The 26292-nt window shown below is 35.5% G+C and carries 28 protein-coding genes, 1 pseudogene and 1 other annotated feature; of the genes and pseudogenes, 2 read left to right on the top strand and 27 right to left on the bottom strand.

Annotated elements, in window-relative coordinates:
- Positions 1-54 precede the first annotated feature (54 nt).
- A complete protein-coding gene (secDF, locus tag OB_RS10435) occupies positions 55-2301 on the bottom strand; it encodes a protein translocase subunit SecDF (protein WP_011066422.1) in 2247 nt (748 codons plus the stop codon).
- A 35-nt stretch (positions 2302-2336) separates the two neighbouring features.
- The gene (locus tag OB_RS10440) at positions 2337-2681 is read right to left on the bottom strand and encodes a post-transcriptional regulator (protein WP_011066423.1); all 345 of its coding nucleotides are present in this window, start codon (positions 2679-2681) and stop codon (positions 2337-2339) included.
- A 72-nt stretch (positions 2682-2753) separates the two neighbouring features.
- Between OB_RS10440 and spoVB the strand changes: the two genes are divergently transcribed.
- Complete coding sequence (spoVB, locus tag OB_RS10445) at positions 2754-4301, top strand: stage V sporulation protein B (RefSeq protein ID WP_011066424.1); 1548 nt, start codon at positions 2754-2756, stop codon at positions 4299-4301.
- Between the two features lie 171 nt (positions 4302-4472).
- Here the strand turns inward: spoVB and OB_RS10450 are convergent, their stop codons facing one another.
- Complete coding sequence (locus tag OB_RS10450) at positions 4473-5768, bottom strand: ArsB/NhaD family transporter (RefSeq protein ID WP_011066425.1); 1296 nt, start codon at positions 5766-5768, stop codon at positions 4473-4475.
- Between the two features lie 245 nt (positions 5769-6013).
- Between OB_RS10450 and OB_RS10455 the strand changes: the two genes are divergently transcribed.
- Positions 6014-6397 (top strand): TIGR04086 family membrane protein, encoded by a 384-nt coding sequence (locus tag OB_RS10455; RefSeq protein WP_011066426.1) that lies wholly within the window; start codon positions 6014-6016, stop codon positions 6395-6397.
- A gap of 533 nt (positions 6398-6930) precedes the next feature.
- Here the strand turns inward: OB_RS10455 and yajC are convergent.
- The 24 genes and pseudogenes from yajC to OB_RS10575 form a co-directional block, all read right to left on the bottom strand.
- Positions 6931-7191: a preprotein translocase subunit YajC gene (gene yajC, locus OB_RS10460; protein WP_011066427.1), complete on the bottom strand. Its 261-nt coding sequence runs from the start codon at positions 7189-7191 to the stop codon at positions 6931-6933.
- A gap of 16 nt (positions 7192-7207) precedes the next feature.
- Positions 7208-8347 (bottom strand): tRNA guanosine(34) transglycosylase Tgt, encoded by a 1140-nt coding sequence (tgt, locus tag OB_RS10465; protein ID WP_011066428.1) that lies wholly within the window; start codon positions 8345-8347, stop codon positions 7208-7210.
- Between the two features lie 14 nt (positions 8348-8361).
- On the bottom strand, positions 8362-9390 hold the full coding sequence (gene queA, locus OB_RS10470) for a tRNA preQ1(34) S-adenosylmethionine ribosyltransferase-isomerase QueA (protein ID WP_011066429.1): 1029 nt from the start codon (positions 9388-9390) through the stop codon (positions 8362-8364).
- A gap of 15 nt (positions 9391-9405) precedes the next feature.
- Complete coding sequence (locus tag OB_RS10475) at positions 9406-9597, bottom strand: DUF2905 domain-containing protein (RefSeq protein WP_011066430.1); 192 nt, start codon at positions 9595-9597, stop codon at positions 9406-9408.
- 2 nt (positions 9598-9599) lie between these two features.
- A complete protein-coding gene (gene ruvB, locus OB_RS10480; RefSeq protein WP_011066431.1) occupies positions 9600-10604 on the bottom strand; it encodes a Holliday junction branch migration DNA helicase RuvB in 1005 nt (334 codons plus the stop codon).
- Positions 10605-10620: 16 nt separating this feature from the next.
- Complete coding sequence (gene ruvA, locus OB_RS10485; RefSeq protein ID WP_011066432.1) at positions 10621-11226, bottom strand: Holliday junction branch migration protein RuvA; 606 nt, start codon at positions 11224-11226, stop codon at positions 10621-10623.
- A 255-nt stretch (positions 11227-11481) separates the two neighbouring features.
- Positions 11482-12213 carry a YebC/PmpR family DNA-binding transcriptional regulator gene (locus OB_RS10490; protein WP_011066433.1) on the bottom strand — a complete coding sequence of 244 codons (732 nt, stop codon included), beginning with the start codon at positions 12211-12213 and terminating at the stop codon, positions 11482-11484.
- Between the two features lie 77 nt (positions 12214-12290).
- Positions 12291-12857 (bottom strand): YhcN/YlaJ family sporulation lipoprotein, encoded by a 567-nt coding sequence (locus OB_RS10495; protein ID WP_011066434.1) that lies wholly within the window; start codon positions 12855-12857, stop codon positions 12291-12293.
- A gap of 216 nt (positions 12858-13073) precedes the next feature.
- On the bottom strand, positions 13074-14231 hold the full coding sequence (safA, locus tag OB_RS10500) for a SafA/ExsA family spore coat assembly protein (protein WP_011066435.1): 1158 nt from the start codon (positions 14229-14231) through the stop codon (positions 13074-13076).
- 234 nt (positions 14232-14465) lie between these two features.
- Positions 14466-15320, bottom strand: a complete 855-nt coding sequence (gene pheA, locus OB_RS10505; RefSeq protein ID WP_011066436.1) for a prephenate dehydratase — start codon at positions 15318-15320, stop codon at positions 14466-14468.
- A 35-nt stretch (positions 15321-15355) separates the two neighbouring features.
- The gene (gene obgE, locus OB_RS10510) at positions 15356-16636 is read right to left on the bottom strand and encodes a GTPase ObgE (protein WP_011066437.1); all 1281 of its coding nucleotides are present in this window, start codon (positions 16634-16636) and stop codon (positions 15356-15358) included.
- A 14-nt stretch (positions 16637-16650) separates the two neighbouring features.
- Positions 16651-17178, bottom strand: coding sequence for a Spo0B domain-containing protein (locus OB_RS10515; RefSeq protein ID WP_011066438.1), 528 nt, complete (start codon positions 17176-17178; stop codon positions 16651-16653).
- Positions 17179-17493: 315 nt separating this feature from the next.
- A complete protein-coding gene (gene rpmA, locus OB_RS10520; RefSeq protein ID WP_011066439.1) occupies positions 17494-17784 on the bottom strand; it encodes a 50S ribosomal protein L27 in 291 nt (96 codons plus the stop codon).
- 14 nt (positions 17785-17798) lie between these two features.
- On the bottom strand, positions 17799-18128 hold the full coding sequence (locus tag OB_RS10525) for a ribosomal-processing cysteine protease Prp (RefSeq protein WP_011066440.1): 330 nt from the start codon (positions 18126-18128) through the stop codon (positions 17799-17801).
- 17 nt (positions 18129-18145) lie between these two features.
- On the bottom strand, positions 18146-18454 hold the full coding sequence (gene rplU, locus OB_RS10530) for a 50S ribosomal protein L21 (RefSeq protein WP_011066441.1): 309 nt from the start codon (positions 18452-18454) through the stop codon (positions 18146-18148).
- Positions 18455-18469: 15 nt separating this feature from the next.
- Positions 18470-18590 (bottom strand) — a sequence feature (ribosomal protein L21 leader region).
- Between the two features lie 72 nt (positions 18591-18662).
- Positions 18663-19526, bottom strand: a complete 864-nt coding sequence (locus OB_RS10535) for a site-2 protease family protein (protein WP_011066442.1) — start codon at positions 19524-19526, stop codon at positions 18663-18665.
- The gene (locus OB_RS10540; protein ID WP_011066443.1) at positions 19513-20289 is read right to left on the bottom strand and encodes a M23 family metallopeptidase; all 777 of its coding nucleotides are present in this window, start codon (positions 20287-20289) and stop codon (positions 19513-19515) included. Before OB_RS10540 ends, OB_RS10535 begins: the two co-directional genes overlap by 14 nt.
- Positions 20290-20418: 129 nt before the next feature.
- On the bottom strand, positions 20419-21213 hold the full coding sequence (gene minD, locus OB_RS10545; RefSeq protein WP_011066444.1) for a septum site-determining protein MinD: 795 nt from the start codon (positions 21211-21213) through the stop codon (positions 20419-20421).
- Positions 21206-21892 (bottom strand): septum site-determining protein MinC, encoded by a 687-nt coding sequence (minC, locus tag OB_RS10550; protein WP_011066445.1) that lies wholly within the window; start codon positions 21890-21892, stop codon positions 21206-21208. The genes minD and minC overlap by 8 nt, the downstream gene beginning before the upstream one ends.
- 54 nt (positions 21893-21946) lie before the next feature.
- Positions 21947-22489 (bottom strand): rod shape-determining protein MreD, encoded by a 543-nt coding sequence (mreD, locus tag OB_RS10555; RefSeq protein ID WP_011066446.1) that lies wholly within the window; start codon positions 22487-22489, stop codon positions 21947-21949.
- Positions 22486-23373 (bottom strand): rod shape-determining protein MreC, encoded by an 888-nt coding sequence (gene mreC / locus OB_RS10560; protein ID WP_011066447.1) that lies wholly within the window; start codon positions 23371-23373, stop codon positions 22486-22488. Before mreC ends, mreD begins: the two co-directional genes overlap by 4 nt.
- Before the next feature lie 14 nt (positions 23374-23387).
- Complete coding sequence (locus OB_RS10565; RefSeq protein WP_011066448.1) at positions 23388-24422, bottom strand: rod shape-determining protein; 1035 nt, start codon at positions 24420-24422, stop codon at positions 23388-23390.
- A 178-nt stretch (positions 24423-24600) separates the two neighbouring features.
- Positions 24601-24741: pseudogene (locus tag OB_RS18200) on the bottom strand (JAB domain-containing protein); the annotation flags it as partial.
- A 133-nt stretch (positions 24742-24874) separates the two neighbouring features.
- On the bottom strand, positions 24875-26185 hold the full coding sequence (locus OB_RS10575; RefSeq protein ID WP_152023704.1) for a hypothetical protein: 1311 nt from the start codon (positions 26183-26185) through the stop codon (positions 24875-24877).
- Positions 26186-26292 lie beyond the last annotated feature (107 nt).

The following is a 26292-nucleotide window of genomic DNA, read 5'->3' on the forward strand; positions in this document are numbered from 1 at the left end:
AATTGTTCATCATTTGAATAAAACTTTTTGTATGTCCCAACCTAGGCTAAAAAATTATACTTGCGGTCCTTCTACTTTTTCTTTTTTCGTGAAATCTACTGGTTTATTTTTCACTGTACGCCCTCTCCAAACCATCCACAGTTGTGATGCAAAGAATAGAGAAGAATAAGTTCCGGCTAATAACCCGATGAGTAAAGCAAGTGCAAAACTCCAAATAGACGTAGCGCCTAAAACCAGAAATGCTAGTACAGCGATAATTGTTGTCACTGAAGTATTCATCGTTCTTGTAAAAGATTGTACAATACTTCTGTTAACAACTCGTGCTAATACTTTGAAGGTTTTCACTCGTTTTTCACGACGTATATTTTCACGAATACGATCAAATATAACAATCGTATTATTAATCGAGTAACCAACAATAGTTAAGATTGCAGCGACAATCGTAACGTTAAATTCAATTTGAGTGACACTGAATAATACAAGCATTAGAAATACATCATGCAATAATGCAACAACCGCGGTAATACCAAAGAAAAATTCAAATCGAATGGTTACGTAAGCTATCATGAAAATAGATGCTATTGATACTGCATAAATTGCATTTTTTACTAATTCTTGTCCTACTATTGGTGAAACAACACTTATACTTGGTGTTTGACCATAGAGTTCATTAAAATGCTGTTGAACTTCATCCACACCAGATTCATCAAGTACAGTGTCAAAACGTGCAACTGCGATTTGATTATTTTCTCCTGATAAATTTACGGAGTTAACTTCATGACCAAGCTCTGCAAATTGATCTTCCACTTCTTCAGCGGTTAGAGACTGATCAGCAACCACCTCTACCCTAGAACCACTTGTAAAATCAACACCTGGATTTATTCGAAAAATCCCAATTGCGATTGCACCAACAATTACAATAATCGAAGTTGTAATAAAAAATTTCTTTCGATGTTTGACAAAATTGATGGAACGTCCTAAGATTTTTGGTTCTTCTTCCGCTTTTGCAATATCTTGGATTTGTGTTTTATTAACGCCTAGCCATGCTTTACGGTTTTTAAGAAATCCACTTTGCACCCATAATCCGAGTAATACTCGTGTCCCAAGGACTGCTGTGAGGAAGCTTAAAATTATACTGATTATTAGCATTGTCGCAAATCCCTTTACGGAACTTGTCCCGAAAATGAATAATACAACAGCTGCGATTAAAGTTGTTATATTCGCATCTAGTATAGTGATAAAAGAATTTGAATTACCTGATTTAAAGGCAGCCTTCACGGATTTCCCTAGTCGAAGTTCTTCTTTTATTCGTTCAAACGTGATTACATTAGCGTCAACTGCCATACCAACACCAAGTATTAATGCAGCAATACCTGGTAATGTTAAAACGCCATTTAGCATCTCAAAAACTAAGATAACCAAATATACGTATACTGCAAGATTTATTGCAGCAATTATTCCAGTAAAACGATAGAAACCAATCATAAATAAGATAATTAATCCTACACCAACAATACCTGCAAACACTGTCTCGTTTAATGCCTGTTCACCAAACTGGGCACCAACAGAAGTTGAAAATATTTCAGTCATATGTACTGGTAAGGAACCAGAATTAATAATATCTGCCATTTGCTGTGCAGACTCAACCGTAAAATTACCATTAATCATTACATTACTAGAATTAATGGGACCATCTACATTTGGAGCTGATACATATTTAGGTTCAGCTTTAGCAGCTTCTTCTTCAAATGAATCTCCTTCTTGATAATCCATCCAAATGACTAAACGACTATCTTGCATTTCACTAATTTCAGTTGTAACATCACCAAATTTAGATGCATCTTTTAATTGTAATGTTACTATGGGAGCGTTTGTATTCGGATCAAAATCTTGCTTTGCACTTCCCTCCACGAGGTCAGTACCGTCCAAATACAAATTATCATTGACGTCACGAAAGGTTAGATTTGCAGAGGTTGATAGCATTTCTCTAGCTTCTGCCTGATTATCTACTCCTGCTAATTGAACACGAATTCGATTATCACCTTCGATATCAATTACAGCTTCACTGATACCTAGACGGTTTACCCTATCATTCAGTGTTTGAACTGTTCCTTCTAATAAACTTTGTGACACTTCTTGAGATTGATCTACTGGTTCTACTTCATATAAAACCTCAAAACCTCCTTGCAAATCGAGCCCGAGGTTTACATCCTTTGTGATATTGGTAAACGTTGTTCCAATTACTCCTGCCAATACTAATACAACAAGAAAAAAGGCAACGATTCTACCTCTTTTTTTCATTGAACCCATTCCCTCCTTCAAATCTAGTGCGATTGTTATTCGTCTTCAACTACATTATTCTCCGTCAATGCAGCAATAGATGCCAGCAAGTCCTCATTTTGATAGGAAGACATGGTTAAATAACTTAAGTAAATGTTTGAACCTAGGTGAAAGATATCCTGAACAACTTCATATAACTGTTTTTCTGGATCTCCTTTCCACACCTTTTCTTTTAAGCATCGCCATACATCATCTGAAGTCGCTTGTGAATAGCCTAACATCTCTAACTCTTCTGCTTTACTCTGTAATGCTGGAATAATAGTTTGTTTCCACTCATCCACCTTATGCTTTATTTCCATTTTATCGCCACCAATTCCATTATAGATGGGAACAACTGTCATGCTTTGTCCACCTAATTGCATATATATCATTGTATATCAATTTTAAATATTTGAGAAGGCAGGTCGACAATTATGACCAAACAATCATTTCTACAAGGAGCTTTAATATTAATTGTTGCTGGAATGATCACCCGATTTATGGGGTTTATTAACCGGATAGTTGTTGCAAGATTGATGGGAGAAGAAGGTGTCGGACTATACATGATGGCATTACCAACTTTATTTTTGGTAATGACATTAACACAGTTCGGACTTCCAGTTGCTATTTCAAAACGGGTTGCAGAAGCTGATGCACAAAATGATCAACATAGAATTAAAAAGATAGTCGTTGTATCGTTAGCTATTACTCTAACAGCTAGTATTGTCTTTACTGCAATATTAATACTTGTAGCACCTTTAGTTGCATCAACATTGCTAACCGATGAACGAGTTATGGTTCCACTTATTGTAATTAGTCCTATTATTCCAATTGCAGCTATGTCAGCAGTATTACGAGGATATTTTCAAGGAAAGCAAAATATGACCCCTCAAAGTGTAGCTCAAGTTATTGAACAAATAGTAAGAATTATCTGTGTTGCTGTATTTATTCAATTACTACTCCCTTATGGAGTAGAATACGCTGCTGCTGGAGCAATGTTTAGTGTAATTCTTGGTGAATTTATTTCTTTACTTTATATGGTCCGTAAGTTTAAACGAAAACGAACCGTTAAAGTTAGGAATAATTTTTTTAGAGTGTTAAGTGAAGGAAAACAAACTGCTAAGGACTTATTTTCTATCTCACTCCCCACCTTAGGCAGCAGAATGATTGGTTCCTTCTCTAACTTTTTAGATCCTATTTTAGTAGTTCAAAGTCTCGCAATCGCCGGAGTAACTGCTACTGTCGCCACTAAGCAATACGGTGAGCTCACCGGATATGCGATGCCATTGTTATTTCTACCAACATTTATAACAAGTTCATTATCTATTGCACTTGTACCTTCTATTGCAGAAGCAGAAGCTAATAAACAAATAAGCGTGATTCACAATCGTATCCACCAATCAATACGAATCTCCTTTGCATCTGGAGCAATTTCAACTGTTGTCCTTACGGTTTTTGCTACAGAAATACTCACGTATATGTACGGTACAGATTCTGCAAGTAAATTTTTATTGTTAATGGCACCCTTCTTCTTGTTTCTTTATATACAAGCTCCCCTACAATCTGCTCTACAGGCTCTTGATTTGGCCAGACCGGCTATGTGGAATAGCCTTATCGGTATGGGGTTAAAATTCATAGTAATGATTTTGTTTGCATCTAATCCTTCATTTGGTATTTTAGGTGCTGCAATGGCAATTTGTGTAAGTGTCGTAATTGTAACTCTCCTTCATTTAGCAGTATTGAAGAAAAACATTAATTATATGATTCCGTTTATTGATTTTGTAAAGATGATTATTTTAGTTGGTCTTACATTCTGGATCGGATATTCATTAAAACAATTCATCCCAAATCTAGACGGGCAGATATTTATATTCGGAACTTTATTAATTGCATTACTATCTATCTATATCCTATTGCTATTTATATTGAAATTTATAACAAAGCAAGAGCTTCAGCAAATTCCCTTATTTAGAAAGAAATAAGCTTAAAACAAGCTACTTTGAAAAATAGAAAACAAAAGAACGACCAATATAGAGGATATATGTATACTATCCAACTTTATTGGTCGTTCTTTACTTATTTATCCTACATATCGTTCACTGAAAGAAGTCTCATAGCTCTTTATATCCGTTGACATCAAATTTATGAAGCTCCTACATGTTGGTATATGGTAATAGATATCGGAAGTAAATATATATGGATGAAACAATCAAAGATAAAAATACAATGATCATTCCAAATTTCATAAAACGAAGAAAGGAAATTTTTTCACCTGCACTCTCTGCCATCCCCGCAACAACAACATTTGCCGAAGCACCAATTAAGGTTGCATTACCTCCTAAACAAGCACCTATTGCTAACGCCCACCATATTGGGTCTAAATATATCATTCCATAAGATTCAAATTCTTGAATTACTGGAATCATTGCTGCGACAAATGGAATATTATCAATAAATCCAGAGAATATACCAGACATCCATAATATAAGAATTGTAGTCGTTACGTAGTCTCCTTCAGTTGTTGCAACAAGTAATCTTGCGAGTTCATCAATTATACCAACTTGTTCTAAACCACCAACAATGGTAAATAAACCAATAAAGAAAAATAATGTTACCCACTCGACTTTAGAAAAAACGTGCTCCGTATGTAAATCCTTCTCCGTTAGTAGTAATAGAAGTATTGCTCCTGATAATGCAATTGCAGTCATGGAGACATGTACGATGGAATGCAGGATAAAACCCATTATGGTAAGCAATAAAACACTTACCGACTTATATAATAAAGGTGAGATTAATAATTTTTCCTTTGCATCTAATTTCACTATTTTCTCGACTTCTGGTCTTGCATTCTTTAAAGGCTTACGAAATAGGACTAACAATAATACTAACTGAATAACAAACATGATTATTGCTACTGGAGCTGTATGCTGTAAAAATGAGAGGAATGTGAAATGATCTACAGCCTGTCCAATCATTATATTCGGAGGATCACCAATTAAGGTTGCTGAACCCCCTATATTTGAACTAAAAATAATCATTAATAAGTAGGGAAACAAAGGTAGTTTTAATAATTTCGTTATTTGAATCATTATCGGTACAAAAATTAGTACAGTTGTTACATTATCTAGAAAAGCCGATCCAATAGCCGTTAAAATCCCAGAACCAATCAGTAAAGCTACCTGATTACCTTTTACTTTTTGAGCAAAACGAATTGCTATAAAAGTGAACAGTCCTGTTTTTTCAGTGATTGAAATAAGAACCATCATCGAAAACAATAAGGCAATTGTATTCCAATCAATATATTGCGTAAATACCTCATCTATCGTATAAACCCCTGTTAATATTAAAAGTGTTCCTCCTGCAAGTGCAATAATTGCCCGATTAATTTTCTCCGTCATAATAAATATATAGCTTACGATAAATATAATTGCTGTAAGAGTTATTTCCATATATTTTATCCTCTCGTTCCAAATATGTATTATCGTCCATAACTACCTTAAAATCGCTAGCAATATAAAGAGAAATCGACTTCCGAGATACAAGTTGTCAATCTCACATTAATTATCCATTAGTGAATAGGCCCCTTACATCACTATATGCAAAGATAGAGTAAAATATCTTCTTCTAAATTGAATTCTTAGGAATAAACTGTAGTAGATGAGGACAAACACTTTCAAAAGGGGGGCTTTATGGGTTGAATAAAAATCAATGGACTGCGTTATTATATGGATGGGTTGCTTTATTCGGAATTCTAATCATCTCTAGTTTCATTCTGGCATTACTGCTTAATTTCACAGAATTCAGTGAGTCAGCTTTAAGTTTAGTAACTTTAATAATTGGTATTTTAGCTCTTTTTATTGGGGGATTAATCGCAGGATTAAAAGGTAAAAATAAGGGTTGGATGATAGGAGCTATGATTGGAGTAGGTTTCACCTTACTCATATTTCTAGTCCAATATTTAGGGTACCAACAAGGATTCACATTAAAACAGACTGCTTATCATAGCCTTTATTTAGCTGTCGCACTGCTTGGGGGTATCATAGGGGTAAATTTATCTGGTACTGAAGAAGTTGAGTGAAAAATAGAAATTTAAAAAAAGCGCAAGCGCCCGTTTATCACCGTATGTCCTGCGCCCCTGTTTTTCAAGGGGTGGTCGACTGGTCGAACTTCTTTATTTCTTTGAGATAAAGAAAACACGATAAGCGAATGCGAATCGATGTTGACTTTCACCGCAAGGGTATAAGTGCGACTATGCCTCACAAAGGACATTCGGCAGTCTTCTTTTCACCATTGGCATAAGTGCGACTATGCCTCACAAAGGACATTCGGCAGTCTTCTTTTCACCATGGTATAAGTGCGACTATGCCTCACAAAGAACACTCGGCAGCCTTCTTTATCGTAAGGAGGTCTCCGGAAGGACAATAGGTGATGGGCGCTGGAGCTGGACGTGGCTAATTAACTTGGTTGTTTATCCACAGCTCCAAAATTTTATAATTTCCTAACCATAAAAAAAGCTAATATTGATGTAAATGCCTATTATGGCATCACATCGTCATTAGCTTCTTTTATCTTCCCATAACTACAATTTATGTATATATGGGTTACTCGAGATTAGTCTTGTTTAACTTCGCGAATAGCATTACGATCGTAAGTTAGCTTTGTACCTTCTGGTGTAATCAAAACGATCGTGCCTTCATCTAACGCATGGATTTTAGCGTGTAAGCCACCGATAGTAATAATATCATTACCTTTTTCTAAGTTATCCTGCATTTGTTTTACTTGCTTTTGACGCTTTTGTTGTGGACGAATAAGTAAGAAATAAAAAATCGCAAACATTATTATAATCCACATAAATGGCATAATAGCTTCCATCTAATTCAACTCCTTTCTAAAAGTTCTTTGGATTAGCTTTGTTTAATCCATATTGTTCAAAGAATGACTCTTTGAAATCACCAAGTCGATCTTCTTTTATAGCAGTTCGAACTTGCTCCATTAATTTTAACAGAAAATGCAAGTTATGATAAGTCGTAAGTCTGAACCCAAAAGTTTCATTACATTTTATTAAATGCCTGATGTACGCTCTTGAATAATTCTTACAAACATGACAACTACAATGCTCATCTATCGGATTAAAATCTCGAGCATATTTTGCATTTCTTACTACTAATCGTCCGTTTGATGTCATGCATGTTCCATTTCGAGCAATTCTAGTTGGTAATACACAGTCAAACATATCTACACCGCGAATCGCCCCATCTATAAGTGCATCTGGCGAGCCAACTCCCATTAAATAACGCGGTTTATTAGATGGTAAAAATGGAGTTGTAAATTCTAATACTTTATTCATAACATGCTTTGGCTCTCCAACAGAAAGTCCACCAATTGCATAACCAGGAAAATCTAATGAAACTAAATCTTCCGCACTTTGCTTTCGCAACGCTTCATATTCCCCACCTTGGACTATTCCAAACAAACCTTGATCATGAGGACGATTATGCGCCTGTAAACATCTCTCCGCCCAGCGAGAAGTTCTTTCTACCGAGGCTTTCATGTAATCATATTCCGCTGGATATGGAGGACATTCATCAAAGGCCATCATAATATCAGATCCAAGAGCATTTTGAATATCCATGGCTTTTTCTGGAGATAGAAAAAGTTTCTCTCCATTTAAGTGATTACGAAAATGGACTCCTTCTTCTTTTATCTCTCGCATATCACTCAGACTAAATACTTGAAAACCACCAGAATCAGTAAGAATTGCTCCATCCCAATTCATAAACTTATGCAATCCGCCAGCTTCTCGAATAATATCTTCACCAGGCCGTAACCAAAGGTGATACGTATTTGATAATATAATATTTGCTTGCATGGATTGCAAATCTTCTGGGCTCATCGTTTTTACTGTTGCCAACGTCCCTACTGGCATAAATGTTGGCGTATCAAACGACCCATGAGGAGTATGAACTCGTCCTAATCTAGCACCAGTTTGTTTATCCGTCTTAATTAATTCATACGTTATTGGATTCATTATATTCTTCCTTTTTATAAGATTAACATTGCGTCACCAAAGCTGAAGAAACGATATTCTTCTTTCACTGCTTCATTGTAAGCATGAAGGATTGCTTCCTTACCCGCTAACGCACTTATCATCATAATTAATGTTGATTTCGGTAAATGGAAATTTGTGATTAGACCATCAATCGCGCGGAATTTATATGGAGGATAGATAAAAATATCTGTCCACCCTCTAGTAGCAACAAACTTGCCATCATGGTCGCGAACAATCGTTTCTAGTGTGCGCGTAGATGTGGTGCCTACAGAGATAATTCTTCTTCCAGCTGCCTTGGCTTCATTCAGTGTTTTTGCTGCAGATTCCGACATGGAATAAAATTCCGAGTGCATATCGTGATCTTCAACTGAATCAACACTGACTGGTCGAAATGTACCAAGTCCTACATGTAATGTGACAAAAACAATATTGACACCCATAGCTTTGATATCTTCTAACAACTTATCGGTAAAGTGTAACCCAGCAGTAGGTGCAGCTGCAGAACCTTTCTCTTTCGCATAGACAGTTTGATATCTATCTTGCTCTGGTAATTGTTCTTTAATATATGGAGGTAATGGCATCTCACCTAATTGGTCTAAAATCTCATAAAAAATACCTGTATAAGAAAAAGTCATGATTCGACCACCGTGATCTTTTAGATCAATACAAGTCGCTTTTAACTTTCCATTACCAAATATGATTTCCGTGCCAACTTTAACTTTTTTTGCTGGTTTCACGAGTACTTCCCATGTATCTTCTTCTTGTTGATGTAAAAGTAATACCTCTATTTTTGCACCTGTATCTGATTTTACGCCGTACAATCTTGCAGGTAATACTTTTGTGTCATTTAACACTAAACAGTCTCCTGCTTGAAGGTAAGTAGTAATATCTTTGAAACTACGGTGGGTAATTTCGCTAGTCTGTTTATCCAAAACACATAAGCGTGAAGATGTACGATCCTTAAGCGGTGTTTGTGCAATTAATTCTTCTGGTAAATGAAAATCAAAATCTTCTATCTGCATGTTTATCTCCTTCATTTAACGAAATCTTCCAATGATAAACATAATCAATGTCAAAATAATACTAACAACAATTGAAGTTACAATTGGAAAATGAAATGTAAAATTACCTTTATTTATAGTAATATCCCCGGGCAATCTGCCAATGAACGTCCACAGAATACCAATTATGATAAAAACAACTCCAATGATAATAAACATTTTACCCATGTTTAATCTTCACCAGTCCTTTTTATTCCTAAATGATCATACGCTTTTGATGTAATGACTCTTCCCCTAGGTGTACGTTGAATAAAACCAAGCTGTAATAAGAAGGGTTCATAAACTTCTTCAATTGTTTGAGATTCCTCTCCAATCGTAGCAGCGATTGTATCTAAACCTACTGGTCCACCACTAAATCCTTCAATAATTCCTGTAAGCAACTTGTGATCAACGTGGTCTAATCCTGCATCGTCTACTTGAAGCATTTCTAATGCTTGCTTTGTTGATTCTAGACTTATTTCCTCTTCTCCTTTTACTTGAGATATGTCTCTAACACGTTTTAAAAGCCGATTAGCAATTCGCGGAGTTCCCCTTGATCGTCTAGCCACTTCAATGGCTGCTTCTGAAGAAATTGGCATATTAAATATATCAGCAGTACGTTCCACAATATTGCATAAATCCTTTATCTCATAATATTCAAGACGACTAAGTACTCCAAATCTATCTCTTAAGGGGGCACTTAATAAACCAGCTCTTGTCGTAGCTCCTACTAACGTAAACGGAGGTAAATCAATTCTTACCGACCGTGCACTTGGGCCTGTACCAATAACAATATCAATAAAGAAATCTTCCATAGCAGCATAGAGCACTTCTTCTACCGATCTAGGAAGCCGGTGCACTTCATCAATAAATAAAACATCTCCTGGTTCAAGGGAAGATAATATCGCTGCTAAGTCTCCAGCTCTTTCAATAGCGGGACCAGAAGTAGATCGAAATTGAACCCCCATCTCATAAGATATGATTGATGCTAGGGTTGTTTTTCCTAATCCTGGAGGACCATATAATAACACATGATCTAACGGTTCTTCACGCATTTTTGCTGCTTGAATAAAGATAGTCAGGTTTTCTTTCACTTTATCCTGTCCAATATATTGGGACAGCGTCGAAGGACGTAGACTAAGTTCTATCTCTACATCTTGATCTTGAAGCTCTCCGTCTATCATTCGATCATCCATTTATTCTCCCCCTTTCCTACTTTGCTAATAATGCTAATGCTTTGCGAATAGCTTCATCTACACTTAACGCATCATTATCCTTCTTTAAATGAGGTAGTACTTGCTTAACCTCTTTATCTGTATAACCTAGTGCCTTCAGTGCTTCCATCGCTTCAGAATATACTTCATTATTATTGACATTACTAACACTACTCTTTTGCTGTTCATCAGTTATGGAGAATACACTTGTTAACTTTCCTTTTAAATCAAGAATGATTTGTCTTGCTGTCTTTTTTCCAACACCAGGAAAACTAGTTAAGAACTTATCATCCTCATTTTCAACTGCAGCAATAAACCCTGATATATCCACTCCTGCTAAAATAGCTAAAGCTCCCTTTGGACCAATTCCTGAAACAGATATTAACTTCGTAAATAAGTATTTCTCATCTCTATTTTGAAAACCAAAAAGAATTTGTGCATCCTCTCGCACATGATGATAGGTTTGTATATGTATTTGCTGATTGAGTAAATCTTGAAAAACAAAAGGGTTTGGGCACACTATTTCATAACCAATTCCACCTACATCTACAATAAGCGATTCATCCCCTAAGGAATTCAAAGTACCTTTAATATATGCAATCATTATTTTCATCCCCTATTTAATTACATAAATCAATTTCATAACTATATATTTTATTTAAAATCTCGAATGTTACGATGAGGTAGACTCCATCTTCCATTACCATCAAACCAAATATTCTTCACAGTCTGATCGTTATATTTAACATGACTAATTATTTGGATTTAAATAAAACTTGTCAAATATGAAATTTATTCATCTAAAAGAATGAATAAACTTCTATTTCATTGTGAAATAGAAGCCTAAACATTCCATTAACTAATTACTTTCCTCTAAATTATGATGGATATCTTGAACGTCTTCACTATCCTCAAGCGCATCTATTAACTTCATCATCTTCGCTTCATCTTCTTGAGATAGTTGATTATAGTTTTGCGGGAATAATGTCACTTCAGAGTCAGCTAAAGTATAATCATTTTCTTCTAAATATTTTACAACTTCTTGGAAATCTTCCGGTTCGGTATAGAGTTCAAAAGCACCCTCTTGTGGAACAACATCTTCCGCTCCTGCTTCTAAAGCATCCATTGTTATAGTATCTTCGTCTAAAGTACCCTCTTCATTTTCAATAACAATATATCCTTTACGATCAAACATAAATGATACACTACCATTCTCGCCAAGATTTCCACCGTTTTTTTTGAAAGCGTGTCTTACTTCAGCTGCCGTACGATTCTTATTATCAGTAAGAACATTAACAATTACGGCTACTCCACCTGGTCCATAGCCTTCATATGTTATTTCTTCATAGGTTGCTCCATCTAGAGAACCTGTTGCCTTCTTAATGTTACGATCAATATTGTCATTTGGCATATTGTCGGCTTTTGCTTTCTCAACAGCTGTACGCAACGCGGCGTTTGTACCTAAATCCCCGCCACCTTGCTTAGCTGCAATATATATATCTTTAGCATGACGCATAAAAATTTTACCTTTTTTGGCATCTTGTGCATTTTTACGTTTTTGTATATTTTTCCATTTAGAATGACCAGCCATAAGATCTTCCCCTCTCTCTAAACTCTTTTTTTACTATATCAAAAAAAGCCTATTTGTCAAAGGGATAAAGACTTCTATCACTGATTACCATCTATCTTAAATATATCTTCAAATAAGTTTTCAACTTGTTCTCCCATTTCTTTTGCCTGCAGTCTGGAATCCAAATTTTTCATTCGGTCCCATTGTATATCATCTGTATAAACAATAATTTCTTTATTTGTATCTTCAAGTTGTCTCTCGATATGCTTAACAAGTTTGTCTCCAGTATCAGGATCTGCATGTTCCTTTAAGATCACCCCTACTACAATGCGATCTTCAGTAGATGCAACTTGTGCTTGGACAACGTCTACCCTATTTCTCAATGACTCAGTTATACGAATAGACTCTTCATTTGTGAAGGCATCTGTATAATTATTTGCACGGGTTTCATTAACACCATACTGTCTACTTTGAATATAACCACCTTGTTCACCAATTGATTCAGGTTGATTAGATTCTTCCATTTCTTGATCTTCAAAGTGTATTGGTTGTACAGATTCAGTACGATTATTACTTGGCTGATCATTCGTTGTATTATCATCCGTGCACCCTATTAAAAGGGTTCCAATAAAGATGATTAAAATAAATATAGTATACATCCTCATAATAAAACCTCCCTTATACTTATTTTGTATAAGGAAGGTACTTTTACACAGTTAAATATAGGTAATTTAAATAACTCGAATGGAACGGGCATTAAAAGCAGATTTCCAGAACGATTATACTTCTATTAATTGATTGATTAATTTAATCAGATCATGAACTTCCAGATACCAGTGGGGGATAAGAACCCCACTGTGATTCACTATTCCGTATTATAATTACGAGGATGTGTTTGGTGATTGAGGGTAGAATGGTGGTTTTGGATATACTGAACGTTGTTGATTATCTATAAATTGTGCAGGAAATGTTGGTTGTGAATGAGCTGGTGCTTGATTTTGTTGGGCATTCAATTGCGGATTGTGTTGATTCGACTGAGACCTATTTTCATTTTTAGGCACCCCATCATTCATAGGAGGCGTCGCCCCTTGTTGTGGTCTGAAATAATTATCATTTACTGGTCTGTCATAGCCTTGAAACATTTGTCCTTGATTCATATTGTTCAACATCCAATTCATGTCCTGACCATTGTTCATAGAGTTTTCAGTATTACTTTGTTGTTGTCCATTCATTGAATTATCGGGTGAACCAAAATTATTGCCTTGCCACATTCCATGATTATCATTTCCTTGATAACCGGTAAAATTCATTGTTGATGCATCACTTCCCCCACATCCACATCCTCCACCATTTGAGGTTCCCTGTACTTGACCATGTGGCGGATAAAATCCATGACCATGATGCATAGGCATTGGTGCAAAATAAGGATCAAAACATGGTGGCGGACATGGAACAAAATAGGCCGGACCCATATTTGGCGGACAAGGCATCGGTGGACAAGGCATTGGCGGGCAAGGTACTTGTATTGCCCCTGGCGGACAGAAATCCTCCACTGGCTTTTCTTTAGGCTTCTCTTTTGGTTTTTCTTTCGGTTTTTCTTTCGGCTTTACTTTTGGTTTCTCCTTGGGCTTTACTTTCGGTTTTTCCTTCGGTTTCTCTTTTTTCACTTGCTCTTTCGGTTTTTCTAAAATCGGCATACTTGGCATAGATGGCATCGCAGGCATCTTCGGTTGTGTCTGCATCTCTTTTACTGGCTTTTCTTTCTTATACTCATCTTCTTTAACGACGGCAATAGGTGTTGGAGACTGATGTTTATATGGATGTTGTGTTTCTTTCTTTTTAGGCTGCTGCGCTTCTTTGGCGATCGTTTCTTTTTTCACTTGCTTTGCTGTGCTTGGTATTTTTATTTTCATTCCTGGCATTATTTTTTCTGGGTTTGATAATTGTGTATTTACTTCTTTTAACTCTTGAAAATCAACTCCATACTGTTTGGATAAATTCCACAAGGTATCTCCCTTTTGAACAATGTGTATTTTCAAAATGAACGAACTCCTTTCCCTTAACTTCTGGGCTGGGCTAATACTCTATATCAGCATATGCACTAGAAATAAAAAGTTGCATATAAGGAAAAAGCAGTTCTTCACAATCCCGTGAATACGTGAGTCGTTTTAATTAGTTAAATCATCCACTATAGATATATCTATAAACTCCTATTAAAAATAAAAAAGCTATCGATTTTATATCGATAGCTCACATCATTAATTACTTTAGGTTTAGTTTTGTAACATATGGTATACAGGGTAAGTACCTAAGATCGTCACTTGACAGCCAAGTGCTTCCAGCTCTGATTTCACACCAGGAAATAACACATCATCATAGGGTTGATCTACATCAATAATAAAGAAATAATTACCTAATCCCGTTTTCGTCGGTCGTGATTCAATTTTAGACAAATTTAATTTTCTCCATGAAAAAGCAGATAAAATCTGATGAAGCGCACCAGACTGATCATTTGGTAAAGTAATCAGCATCGTCGTTTTTTCGGAATCTTTTTTATGCTTAATGTGTACCTTCTCCGGATGATTCGATAAAACTAAAAATCGTGTATGATTATTGGGATAATCATGAATATTTTCTTGGAAAATATGTAACCCATATTCTTCTGCCGCTAACCGATTTCCAATTGCAGCGATGGGCTCATTTGAGTTACTTACGATTTCAGCAGCTTTTCCGGTTGACGACGTATGTTTTGTCGTTGCAGCATGCAAGTGACGGTGTAGATATTGGTGACATTGTGCAATAGCATGACTATGCGAATATACTTCTTGAATATCTGACAGGTTGTTTGTTACTTCTTTTCGCACAAGTAAATGTTGTTGGATTGGTACTACTATTTCACCAACAACCGGCAATCGCACTTGATGTATTAAATAATCAATTGTCAATTGAACCGTACCTTCTATTGCATTTTCTATTGGCACAACTCCAATATCTACTTCACCTTTATCGACTGCATCGATACATTCTGGAATGGTTCTATATCCATTTTTCATTTCTCCATTAAAGACTGAATCTACTGCCATTTTAGTAAATGTTCCTTTTGGTCCTAAATACCCTATACTTGTCACTTTACTTCCCCCTTGCAGCTACTGTTGCATCATAGTTACTCTATAAATTCAAATTCATACTCAAGCAATCTGACAACATCCCCGTCTTGGGCTCCTTTTTCACGTAAAGCTTTATCTACACCCATTCCACGTAGTTGTCTAGCAAAGCGTTGTACGGCTTCATCATGTTGAAAATCAGTCATCTTAAATAATTTCTCTATACGTTGTCCATATAATACAAATGCACCATCTGGATCTCTTGTAATATGGAAAGGATCTTCTTCTTTTTGATATCTGTAAACAACAGTATCGTCTGTTTCTTCTAATTCTTTTTCATACTTTGGAATTGTTTCTAGTTTATCAGCTATAGCAAATAAAAGGTCTCTTAACCCATCCTTCGTTAAAGCAGATATTTCATACACAGGTATATCGTCTTCTAACTCATTTTTAAACTGAATGAGATTTTCTTGTGCATTTGGCATGTCCATTTTATTCGCTGCAATAATTTGCGGACGATCCATAAGTTTTTCATCATAATCGCTTAATTCTTGATTAATCTTTTTATAATCTTCATATGGATCTCTACCTTCTGTTCCTGCCATATCGATAACGTGTAGAATAACTCTTGTTCGTTCAATATGTCTTAAAAATTGATGCCCTAGGCCTATTCCTTGTGATGCCCCTTCAATTAAACCTGGCAAGTCTGCCAAAACAAAACTCCGCGAATCCTGAGTGTCAACAACACCTAAGTTTGGTGATAATGTTGTAAAATGATAATCAGCAATCTTCGGCTTTGCGGCACTAACCACAGACAGTAAAGTTGACTTACCAACACTTGGGAAGCCTACAAGACCTACATCCGCAATTAATTTCAATTCTACCTTTATATTTCTTTCTTGACCTGGTTCACCGTTCTCTGCCATATCTGGTGCAGGATTTCTAGGTGTTGCAAATCGTGTATTACCACGACCTCCTCGACCACCTTTAACAATAACAGCTTCTTGTTCGTGTTTTGTAAGATCAGCAATTACTTCTCCTGTATCTTCATCAATAACAGTCGTACCAGGGGGTACAGGAATTACTAATGGATCAGCATTTCTCCCATGCTGTGTTTTGCTCATTCCATTTTCTCCACGCTTACCTTTAAAATGACGGTTATAACGAAATTCCATTAATGTATTTAATCCTTCATCTACTTTAAATACAACATTTGAACCATTACCGCCGTCTCCACCAGCCGGGCCGCCTTTAGGAACATATTTCTCTCTACGATATGCTACAAGGCCATTACCTCCATCCCCAGCTTTTACATATACACTTACTTGATCGACAAACATTTTATTTCACCTCATTATTCTCTAATTAGCGAGAATACGAATTGCAACCGGTCATTAAATCGTTCGATTTGTACATTTCCTAAATTACTTTGCAAAACGTCAATTGCCAGATTAGGAATATTTCCTTGTATACTATAAACAATATCCCATCGGTCATTATTGATGTTATCTATAATTCGTATTTCCACTTCATACATGGAATCAGAATTTAAGTGATTCTGTAATTCATGCATTATTTGATTACATTTGCTTACTATCCATTCATCATTTATTAAATGATTAGAAGTAGTAGAAGTTGCTTCTATAAAGTAAGTCATCGAATACGATTTATAATATCGTTCGAATTCTAATATCCATAGCATTAAAGAAGGAGCCTGTAATTGCATTAATTTCCTCTCTTCTTCGTAATAAGCAATCGCCTCATTTAATTTATCTTCAGCCTTTTCTACTTTCCCCATACTCAAATATCCAGATACTAGTTGTAATCGATTCATTAAATCATGACGATAATGTTGAATTATATGCAGTACATTGTCAGTCATCGATTTCACCTCATTAAAACTGAGTATAGCAGAAAAAGGGAGAAAGCAAAAGAATGACTCATAAAAAGCAAAAGGAAATTTTTATAAGAAATGAACAAACACACATGCGCCCATTTAGAAACGCAGCAAGTGTGGCCCTGTTATTTAGGGGGATTCCACAGAAGTCGAACTTCTTAGGGAAGAGTGGATGATGATTTCACTACAAGGGTATTAATTTGAATAGATGTTAAAAAGGCCATCTGACTTATACTTTCTTCCCCCAAGAAAAAAGAACTCCAGTTTTAAACCGGAGTTCTTTTTCTTAAGCATATAAAATTATGCTTCTTTAGCAACTGGATATACACTTACTTTTTTACGGTTACGACCATAGCGTTCGAATTTCACAACACCGTCGATTTTTGAGAAAAGCGTGTCATCTCCGCCGCGACCCACGTTTTCACCTGGGTAGATTTTTGTTCCACGTTGGCGATAAAGGATAGATCCGCCAGACACAAATTGACCGTCTGCACGCTTAGAACCTAGGCGTTTCGATTCAGAATCACGTCCGTTTTTGGAACTACCTTGCCCTTTTTTCGTAGAGAAAAATTGTAAATCAAGACGTAGCATAGAAATGCACCTCCTTATTTATAATTCACTTGCATATGATTTCCGTATTCCGCTTCAATTGTTTGAAGGGATACTACCATACCTTCTAATAGTAGCTGAATACGTTCAGCTACCTCTAGATCAAGGTCTTCAGGAATTCCTACGTATAAGTAGCCTCCGTCTTTCCCTTGATCAATATGCAAATCTGTATCACATAATTTAATTACTGCATTCACTCCCCCAAACGATACAGCAGATACTCCTGCACAGACAAGGTCATAACCATATGGTCCACTATCTGCATGTCCAGAAAGTTCAAATGCCGTTATTTGGTTGTTTGTTTGGAATACAGTAACTTTAATCATTATAGCCCACAGAACCTTTATGCATTAATTTTGTCGATTACTAACTTCGTGTAAGGTTGACGATGACCTTGTTTACGATGATAGTTCTTTTTCGGCTTAAACTTGTGTACATCAATTTTCTTTTGACGACCATGTTTTTCTACTTTTGCAGTAACAGTAGCACCGTCGATTAATGGAGCACCAACTTTAACGTCATCCCCACCAATGAATAGTACTTTGTCAAATGTAACAGATTCATTTACATCAGCTGTAACTTTTTCTACATAGATTTCTTGGCCTTCAACTACTTTAATTTGCTTACCACCAGTTTCAATAATTGCGTACATGTTCTTGCACCTCCTCATTCAACTCAGACTCGCCATTTAGGTAATCCAATACGGATTTTAAAAATGTTAAGCAAAAAACAACGAATGCTGTTTTACGCTTTTTACACTCACCTATTCTGTGCGGTTGTAGCACGGGCGCTACGATGAATAACAGATTGATGTTACCATGTTTTAATCTAATTTGTCAAGCACCTATCCCAAAATTAGATTACTTATACAAAAAAGAATCGCCAATTCTACCTTTAATTTGATTCTCCTTAAAATAAAGTTCTAGACATTCATTATCATCTAAAAATATTCTCGATTGATCTGGGTATTTTATATAAATTGGATGTTTTTTTTCACGATGAAAGAAAGACAATACCTCTCCATATGTACTTTCAGATGAGACATATAAAGGCTTTACAGAACGAACAATATGTTTTCCTTCATATCGGTGAAGCAGAAATCTTATAAACACATAGAAACGTTGCTTCCACTCTCTCCAATTTTCCACAAATAGAAATGCCCAGACAAAAAAAGCACTCAACGTAAAAGGTAAAAATAAGAATTGTACGGCTACAACAACTACTATCATAACGAATGATGATAATATCGTAAAATGGTATGCTCCTTTAAAAGGAAATAAATACGAACAAAGTAATAATAATAATTTACCGCCATCTAATGGCCAAACTGGTATTAAATTAAACAAGAGGATCATCGAATTATAATAGAAAATTAAAGAAATCAACGCCTCCGGCAATAATTGAAACTCGTTCACCAAAAACAATCCACCATAAATAAGAATATGAACAAATGGTCCCGCAATAGTTACAACTAACTCTTCTCGAATCGGTTTATTTCCATGTTCATCCGTTTTCATTACTCCACCAAATGCCCACAATATAACTAAAGGAATTCGCCATTTATAGTACGTAGCTGCAAAAAAATGCCCAAGTTCATGCAAAAGAACAAGAGAAAAGATAATTGCCATTTCCATAATAGTACCCGTTAAAAAGGACACGATGATAAATATTAATAAAATGGGGTGTATGCGAATAGGTGGAATCCATCTTTTAATTATTGTCATCAACTTGAATCACCTGTGCAGGATCTACATAATGATTATCCTTCTCGATGGAGAAAAAAACCGATTGTTCTTCATTAGTAGGTGTAAACGTTCCTACTAGCTCGTTTGCTTGAATAAATTGATAAAGATGAACATCAACTGAACTTAAATTTCCATATTGAGAAATCGATCCATCGGAATGTTGAATCTTCACTGTTTTTTCTGTACTCGTATCATTTCCTGCAAATACAATAACCCCTTCATTTATCGCGGTTACGTTGGTCGATTGTCCTGGGTCAATCTTTATGCCAATTCCATTCGCTTCAAATGACTCTGAGATATTACCAGTTACCGGTAGTGCTACTGGTTGAGAATCCTCTCCTTCCGTAACAACACTAGGAGTTAAAGAGAGCGGTCTTCCAAATACTTCTTTGTACCAAACGTTAACTTTAGCAAAAGGAAATTGATCGGTTAATGCAGAAGCTGCCCAAGCTTTTGGTTTGTTTAAAACAGGCGATTCTGATTCCCAAATAATTGCTGCCCCAAGAAAAAGCATAAGTGATAATATTGCCTTTACCGCGTATTTTGTAACAGGAGACGAACTGCTTTTTTTACTTTGATTTGCACTGGTAGGGAAAGTAGGATAATATCCATGCGATTCTTCCGTGTCTGGAAGAACATGTGACCTAAGATAGTCTTTCCCTTTAGATTGGTCTTGCTTTATTCCCCTTGCTTTTTTCCGCTGTTCAATTGATTTTCTAATCTTTTGAATATCCTTATCCATAGCCTCACATTCCTTCACTTGATTTGTACCATGTATATGTACAAGCTTCACATTCTATGAACAAGGAATATTATTTATATGTAAAAACACCTCAAAACCTACCAACTGTTTTGAGGTGTTTACGTTGAATTATATTTTAAAAAATTCTTTTACTCGTTGGAAAATACCTTTTTCATCATCAAGTGCTTGCAAAGGTACTGTCTCCCCTAATATTCTTCTCGCAATATTTCGATAAGCAATCGAAGCCTTAGAATTTGGATGAAGTGCAATTGGCTCTCCATTATTAGATGCTTTAATTACTTCATCATCATCTACAACGATCCCAATTAAATCAATAGATAGTAAATTAACGATATCATCTATATCTAACATGTCACCATTTTTCATCATATGATTACGTATACGATTAATAACCAATCTAGGTGATTCTTTCATATCCTGTTTTTCTAATAAACCTACAATTCGATCTGCATCACGCACACTGGATTTTTCCGGAGTAGTTACTACGATCGCTCGGTCTGCACCTGCAATCGCATTTTGGAATCCTTGCTCTATTCCTGCTGGACAATCAATTATAATATAATCATACTCTTGTTTTAATTCCGCAATTATTTCTTTCATTCCTTGAATCGTAACAGCAGTTTTATCACTTGTCTGCGCTGCAGGTAATAGCGTTAAATAATCAAAACGTTTGTCTTTTATAAGAGCTTGTTTTAATTTACATCTTTCCTCTATTACATCAACAATATCAAAAATTATTCTGTTTTCTAACCCCATTACAACATCTAAATTTCTAAGTCCAATATCTGTATCAATCAAACATACTTTTTTCTCCATTAATGCTAGGGCAGTTCCGATATTCGCTGAAGTAGTGGTTTTTCCTACTCCGCCTTTACCAGAAGTAATTACGATAGCTTCACCCATTATTCATTCTCCTCTCAAATCCACTTATTTCTTTCCGTTTTTTTGAAAGAACCTTTAAGGAATCGATAGTGATTTTATCTTGATCTGTATCAATAATACCACATTCCATATAAACACCATCAGATTCATAGTCAGGTGCTCGACTTATATAGTCGGCAATTCGTAATTGTGTTGGCTTCATATAAGAAGCTGCTATAAAAGCATCTTTATCCCCATGATAACCTGCATGAGCAATTCCTAATAGATTACCTAATATATAGATATTCCCACTAGCTACCACTCTTCCCCCAGGATTTACATCACCAACCAATAATAAATCTCCTTGTATTTCTAGAATTTGACCTGATCGAACTACACGGTTAATCACTTTTACTTCACTATCGTCCATCCACCGCTTTGCATCGTTAATCGGAATCAGATTTGAATCAATCCCGATCACTTTAAATCGCTGATCAGTTGTTATAACTTGACGAATCTGCTCTTCTTTTTCTCCACTTATATATCGATTTCCTAATTTAACTTTAACAGACACAACAGGCTCATCTTGTTTTGGTTTACTAAATTGAATTTTCTCTTCTAATTCTTTTAGAACCTCTTCAAATGATGCATCTTCATCAATAAATAGACTTAATCCATCTCTGGTACCTTTAATTGTAATGATTTGTTTTAGATCCTGCACTCTTTAATCACCTCATTTTCACACTACATTAATGATCTATGTATCTTATATTATTTAGCGCATTCGTTCACCAAGCGGAATTTCTGTTTTCCATTTTTCCAATCTTTTAGATGAAAATGGATAAATAACAATTAAGAAGACAAGATTTAATAAGATTGTCGGAGCTAACCTATTTAACATAAAACTCTCTATTGAAATATCCACCATACCAACAACAGAGAAAATCCCATAAATCGTAAATTCTATCAATACAATACCAAACGTTGCTAGCAATAATAGGACATAAAAATTACCCTGTAACATTTTCTTTATTCCATGAACAATATAAATTACTAAGGCGTAAGAAAACATATAGACACCGAGCACGCCTGTATACACAATATCAAAAAGCAATCCGAATATTAATGCATATAACACAGAATAATACGTATCATTATGATCGAAAAAAACAGCAACAAAGACTAAAAAGATAAAAAGCCAATGAGGTACGATGAAATAGTCTCCCGATAATAACTGTAGTGGAAGTAGCTCCAGAGCAACCCCTTCTAGTACAATTATTATAAATAATACGAGAGGTAATACAAGGCGCCTAATCAAGACTCATCCTCCTCATCTGCATTTTCTTCCATTTCTTGTGGTTGTTCTATAGCTCGATCCACTACAACGACATTATTAATATCATAAAGGTCAGCAGCTGGTTCAACCATAGCAATCCGAGTAAGACCGTATTGATCGGACACTATTTCTTTCACTTCACCGATTTTTAAGCCTGCAGGAAATTTCCCGCCCTTTTCAGAAGAATAAACAATATCTCCTTCTTCCACATTTTTCTCGGATTCTTCAATAATACGGAATAATAATGAATTAGATTCTTTGTCGAACCCTTCAATCATTCCAAAAACATCTTGATCATCTTCTTTTGTAATTGTAGCTGATATACGATTAAATTCGTCAAAGCCGGTTAAAAGTTGTACCGTAGCTGTAACATTGGAAATCTGTAACACTTTACCTATCATTCCATCAGCAGTAATTACAACCATATTTGTTTCTATTCCATGGTCAGATCCACGGTTAATTGTTACTTGGTCCATCCATTGTTCTGGTGATCGAGAAATTACTGACGCATGGATGGGTTCATAATCTCTCACCGTTTCGGTCATACCAATTATTTCTCTTAACTCTTCGTTCTCTTCTTCTAATTTTTGAACGTCATATAGTAGAGAATCTTGTTGAGCAATTTGCTCCCTTAGAATTTGATTCTCTTCATACGTATTTTTCATATCATCGATATTAGAGATAATACCTGTTACATAGGAAACTGGTGCATGAATCGTATTTTGCACCCAACCTACTGTATCGTTGATAATTGTTTCAACAAACCCCATATTTTCTCGATCTCTTAAGGAATATCCGATTAGAGCAACTAAAACAATTACTCCAATTAGGATAATAAAAAGTTTTTTGCTACGTAAAAATTGCATTTTAACACACCTACTTATTTATTTAACGGACGTGCAGACACACTTGGGCTATTTCTAAACTGATTAATATACTCTAAAGATTTTCCAGTACCTATCGCGACACTTTCTAAAGGTTCATCTGTAACGAATACTGGGATCTTTGTTTCATCACTTATTACTTGATCTAAATTTTTTAACAGTGCCCCTCCACCAGAAAGGACGATTCCACGATCCATTATATCTGCAGATAACTCAGGAGGAGTTTTTTCCAGTGTCGACTTTACCGCATTTACAATCGAGTCTACTGTATCATCCAGAGATTTCGATATTTCTTCCGATGTTACTGTAATTGTTTTGGGAAGCCCCGTCAATAAGTCTCTTCCTCTAATGTCCATTTCTTCAGGACTTTTTCCACCCTTTGCTGATCCAATATCCATTTTTATTGACTCGGCTGAGCGCTCACCAATCATTAAATTATAGTGTTTGCGAATGTAATTAATAATGGCTTCATCCATATCATCACCGGCAATACGAATGGACTCACTTGTTACAATACCGCCGAGTGATATTACTGCTATTTCAGTAGTACCTCCACCTATATCAACTATCATACTTCCCGTAGGTTCCCAGACTGGCAAACCAGCTCCAATTGCAGCAGCAAATGGTTCAGCTATTGGATAAGCCTCTTTTGCGCCTGCTTGTTTTGTTGCATCAATAACGGCCCGTTCCTCTACCATTGTGATTCCAGATGGAACACATACCATCACATTAGGCTTTTTTGCGAATAATGAACGTTTTTTCATTGCTTTTTTCATGTAATAATTCATCATTACGGATGTGGTATCATAATCTGCAATTACCCCATCTTTCATAGGGCGAATAACAGAAATATTTCCCGGTGTTCTTCCAATCATATTTCGTGCGTTACGACCTACAGCCTCAATACTACCTGTCTCTAAATTCTTAGCTACAACAGATGGCTCCCGCACAATAATTCCTTTACCTTTAACAAAAACAAGTGTATTAGCTGTACCCAAATCAATGCCTAAATCCTGTGAAAAATTAAACATACCCAAGCGTATCTCCCTTTCCTTCGATTCTAATTTTCTTTATGTATCTCGCTTTTATAACATTTTTCATTCATTATAAATGATAAGAAGCGCCTCTCCCTTTCTTGCAATGAAAGATGGCGCTAAATTTACCAATTCTTATTTAATTATACGAAAAAACTTATAAAATAGATAGTATTTATAAATAACCTTTTTCTTTTAGGGATACGAATTTTTTGTCACCGATAATCAGATGGTCTAATACTTCAATGCCAATTAATTTACCAGAGTCCACTAAACGTTTCGTCACATGGATATCTTCTTGTGACGGTGTTGGGTCGTAGGGTAGAAAAAATACGCCTTTCTTTAAATGATAGAAGGTTTTATTTCTCCTCCCTCAGAACCGTACGTACACCTTTCAGCGTATACGGCTCGCTAGTTGAATATAGCAGGTCAACAGGAAAAGTTTTATGTTACACTTCAGAAAATTTTTGAAGAACTTTCTTTCGATGTAGTTTTAAATCATACATTTTTATAAACATAATAAATGTTTGATTCTTACACTTATCATTACACACAAGAGCGATTCTTTTATTTCGAGGATGTTTCATAGACATAGCAAGCTGCTTCGCTGTTGTCTTATATTTAAACGCAAGCGTTTTTAAAAAGCTACTCTCAGCTAAATGAACCATTTTTTCAATATCATTAAAATTTACAGCAAATAGACAATGATTGGCAAATGAAATAAGTTCTTCATTGTATATCTTTAAAATTTCTTGAGCAGAAAAATGTAAGAGCCTTTTTCTAGCCAAAGGTATGTGCTCTTGAAAAACACCATAACCTTTTTGAGAAGCCCATTGGTTCATTTGTTGCTTAGGAATAATCAAATTAAGTTGCTGACTTGTACCAGAATTTGATAGATAATTTCTTTTAGAGGAGAGTTGATAATTTTGAAAATAAATTCTGTCACCTCGATGATTTAGGTTTGATTGTATATCATAAAAAGAATGAAGTCCGCTCCGATCAAGCTCATTATTAATCTCCCCAAGTAAACGGTTCGCATGAACTTTTGTGCTGTTTAAACCAACAAGATACTCTTCCTTATTGAAAACGAATTTGATAGAAGTACCATTATTTCTTTCAAATGCATCGATTATCCCTTTTAAGTTTTGTACGACAGATTCCTGGAAAATATGTTCTAGGAGATTGGATAATTTAATCATTGTATAGCTATATGGGTGATGCTGCTTTTGCAGACTCAGCATTGATGCATAAAACACAAGTTGAATAAATCGTTGATCATTTACTTTTCTTTTAATCTTATTAATTAGAAATTCAAGATGTTGTTGTGAAAAGGGGATTTTTTTTAACTTTATTTTTATAAACCAATTAATGGTACCCCAGCTTTTTAATTTTTGAAGTGAAGAAAATGAAGGATTATTTTTAATCAGTAGTAGTTTTTCAAAGTTCCCTAAATGATATATATGTTCTAGTATAACAACTACGGATTCTATTATTAATATATTCTTCATATGGAGGTTCTCATTTAATTTTGATTTTGAGGGCTGTGAGAAGCGGAATTTTCCTGATTTTAACTCATAAACCAATTCTTTTATCATTTTATCTTTAATTTGTCTGTGTAGATATCTTAGACGAATTGTACGCATAATAACGATTTGCCAGAGATCGTCATTATATAATAACCGGTAGCAATCGAATACTACTTTTCCTTGTTGAGCTGCTCTTTGTATTACGTCCAATTGAGGAAATGGATGAATTGTCATATTCATGACTCCTTTCGTCTAGACGTATTTCAACCTATCTTCCTTCCCCTTGCCAAACCTATTACAGGCTGACGTTGAGTACTATGAAGACTCCGTTACCTTATGCC

Origin of the sequence: Oceanobacillus iheyensis HTE831, from assembly GCF_000011245.1 — a bacterium.
GTDB classification, from domain to species: Bacteria; Bacillota; Bacilli; order Bacillales; family Amphibacillaceae; genus Oceanobacillus; species Oceanobacillus iheyensis.

Excerpts from the sequence above, each read along its gene's own strand:
- OB_RS10540 (WP_011066443.1), bottom strand. The coding sequence starts at position 20,289 with ATGGATAAGGATATTCAAAAGATTAGAAAATCAATTGAACAGCGGAAA.
- spoVB (WP_011066424.1), top strand. The coding sequence starts at position 2,754 with ATGACCAAACAATCATTTCTACAAGGAGCTTTAATATTAATTGTTGCT.
- OB_RS10565 (WP_011066448.1), bottom strand. The coding sequence starts at position 24,422 with ATGTTTAATTTTTCACAGGATTTAGGCATTGATTTGGGTACAGCTAAT.
- OB_RS10440 (WP_011066423.1), bottom strand. The coding sequence starts at position 2,681 with ATGACAGTTGTTCCCATCTATAATGGAATTGGTGGCGATAAAATGGAA.
- ruvA (WP_011066432.1), bottom strand. The coding sequence starts at position 11,226 with ATGATTGCATATATTAAAGGTACTTTGAATTCCTTAGGGGATGAATCG.
- OB_RS10495 (WP_011066434.1), bottom strand. The coding sequence starts at position 12,857 with ATGAGGATGTATACTATATTTATTTTAATCATCTTTATTGGAACCCTT.
- tgt (WP_011066428.1), bottom strand. The coding sequence starts at position 8,347 with ATGAATCCAATAACGTATGAATTAATTAAGACGGATAAACAAACTGGT.
- yajC (WP_011066427.1), bottom strand. The coding sequence starts at position 7,191 with ATGGAAGCTATTATGCCATTTATGTGGATTATAATAATGTTTGCGATT.
- OB_RS10515 (WP_011066438.1), bottom strand. The coding sequence starts at position 17,178 with ATGACTGACAATGTACTGCATATAATTCAACATTATCGTCATGATTTA.
- secDF (WP_011066422.1), bottom strand. The coding sequence starts at position 2,301 with ATGAAAAAAAGAGGTAGAATCGTTGCCTTTTTTCTTGTTGTATTAGTA.
- rplU (WP_011066441.1), bottom strand. The coding sequence starts at position 18,454 with ATGTACGCAATTATTGAAACTGGTGGTAAGCAAATTAAAGTAGTTGAA.
- queA (WP_011066429.1), bottom strand. The coding sequence starts at position 9,390 with ATGCAGATAGAAGATTTTGATTTTCATTTACCAGAAGAATTAATTGCA.
- OB_RS10490 (WP_011066433.1), bottom strand. The coding sequence starts at position 12,213 with ATGGCTGGTCATTCTAAATGGAAAAATATACAAAAACGTAAAAATGCA.
- OB_RS10450 (WP_011066425.1), bottom strand. The coding sequence starts at position 5,768 with ATGGAAATAACTCTTACAGCAATTATATTTATCGTAAGCTATATATTT.
- OB_RS10525 (WP_011066440.1), bottom strand. The coding sequence starts at position 18,128 with ATGATTAAAGTTACTGTATTCCAAACAAACAACCAAATAACGGCATTT.
- OB_RS10575 (WP_152023704.1), bottom strand. The coding sequence starts at position 26,185 with ATGACAATTCATCCATTTCCTCAATTGGACGTAATACAAAGAGCAGCT.
- rpmA (WP_011066439.1), bottom strand. The coding sequence starts at position 17,784 with ATGCTACGTCTTGATTTACAATTTTTCTCTACGAAAAAAGGGCAAGGT.
- ruvB (WP_011066431.1), bottom strand. The coding sequence starts at position 10,604 with ATGGATGATCGAATGATAGACGGAGAGCTTCAAGATCAAGATGTAGAG.
- minD (WP_011066444.1), bottom strand. The coding sequence starts at position 21,213 with ATGGGTGAAGCTATCGTAATTACTTCTGGTAAAGGCGGAGTAGGAAAA.
- OB_RS10475 (WP_011066430.1), bottom strand. The coding sequence starts at position 9,597 with ATGGGTAAAATGTTTATTATCATTGGAGTTGTTTTTATCATAATTGGT.
- OB_RS10535 (WP_011066442.1), bottom strand. The coding sequence starts at position 19,526 with ATGACAATAATTAAAAGATGGATTCCACCTATTCGCATACACCCCATT.
- obgE (WP_011066437.1), bottom strand. The coding sequence starts at position 16,636 with ATGTTTGTCGATCAAGTAAGTGTATATGTAAAAGCTGGGGATGGAGGT.
- mreC (WP_011066447.1), bottom strand. The coding sequence starts at position 23,373 with ATGCAATTTTTACGTAGCAAAAAACTTTTTATTATCCTAATTGGAGTA.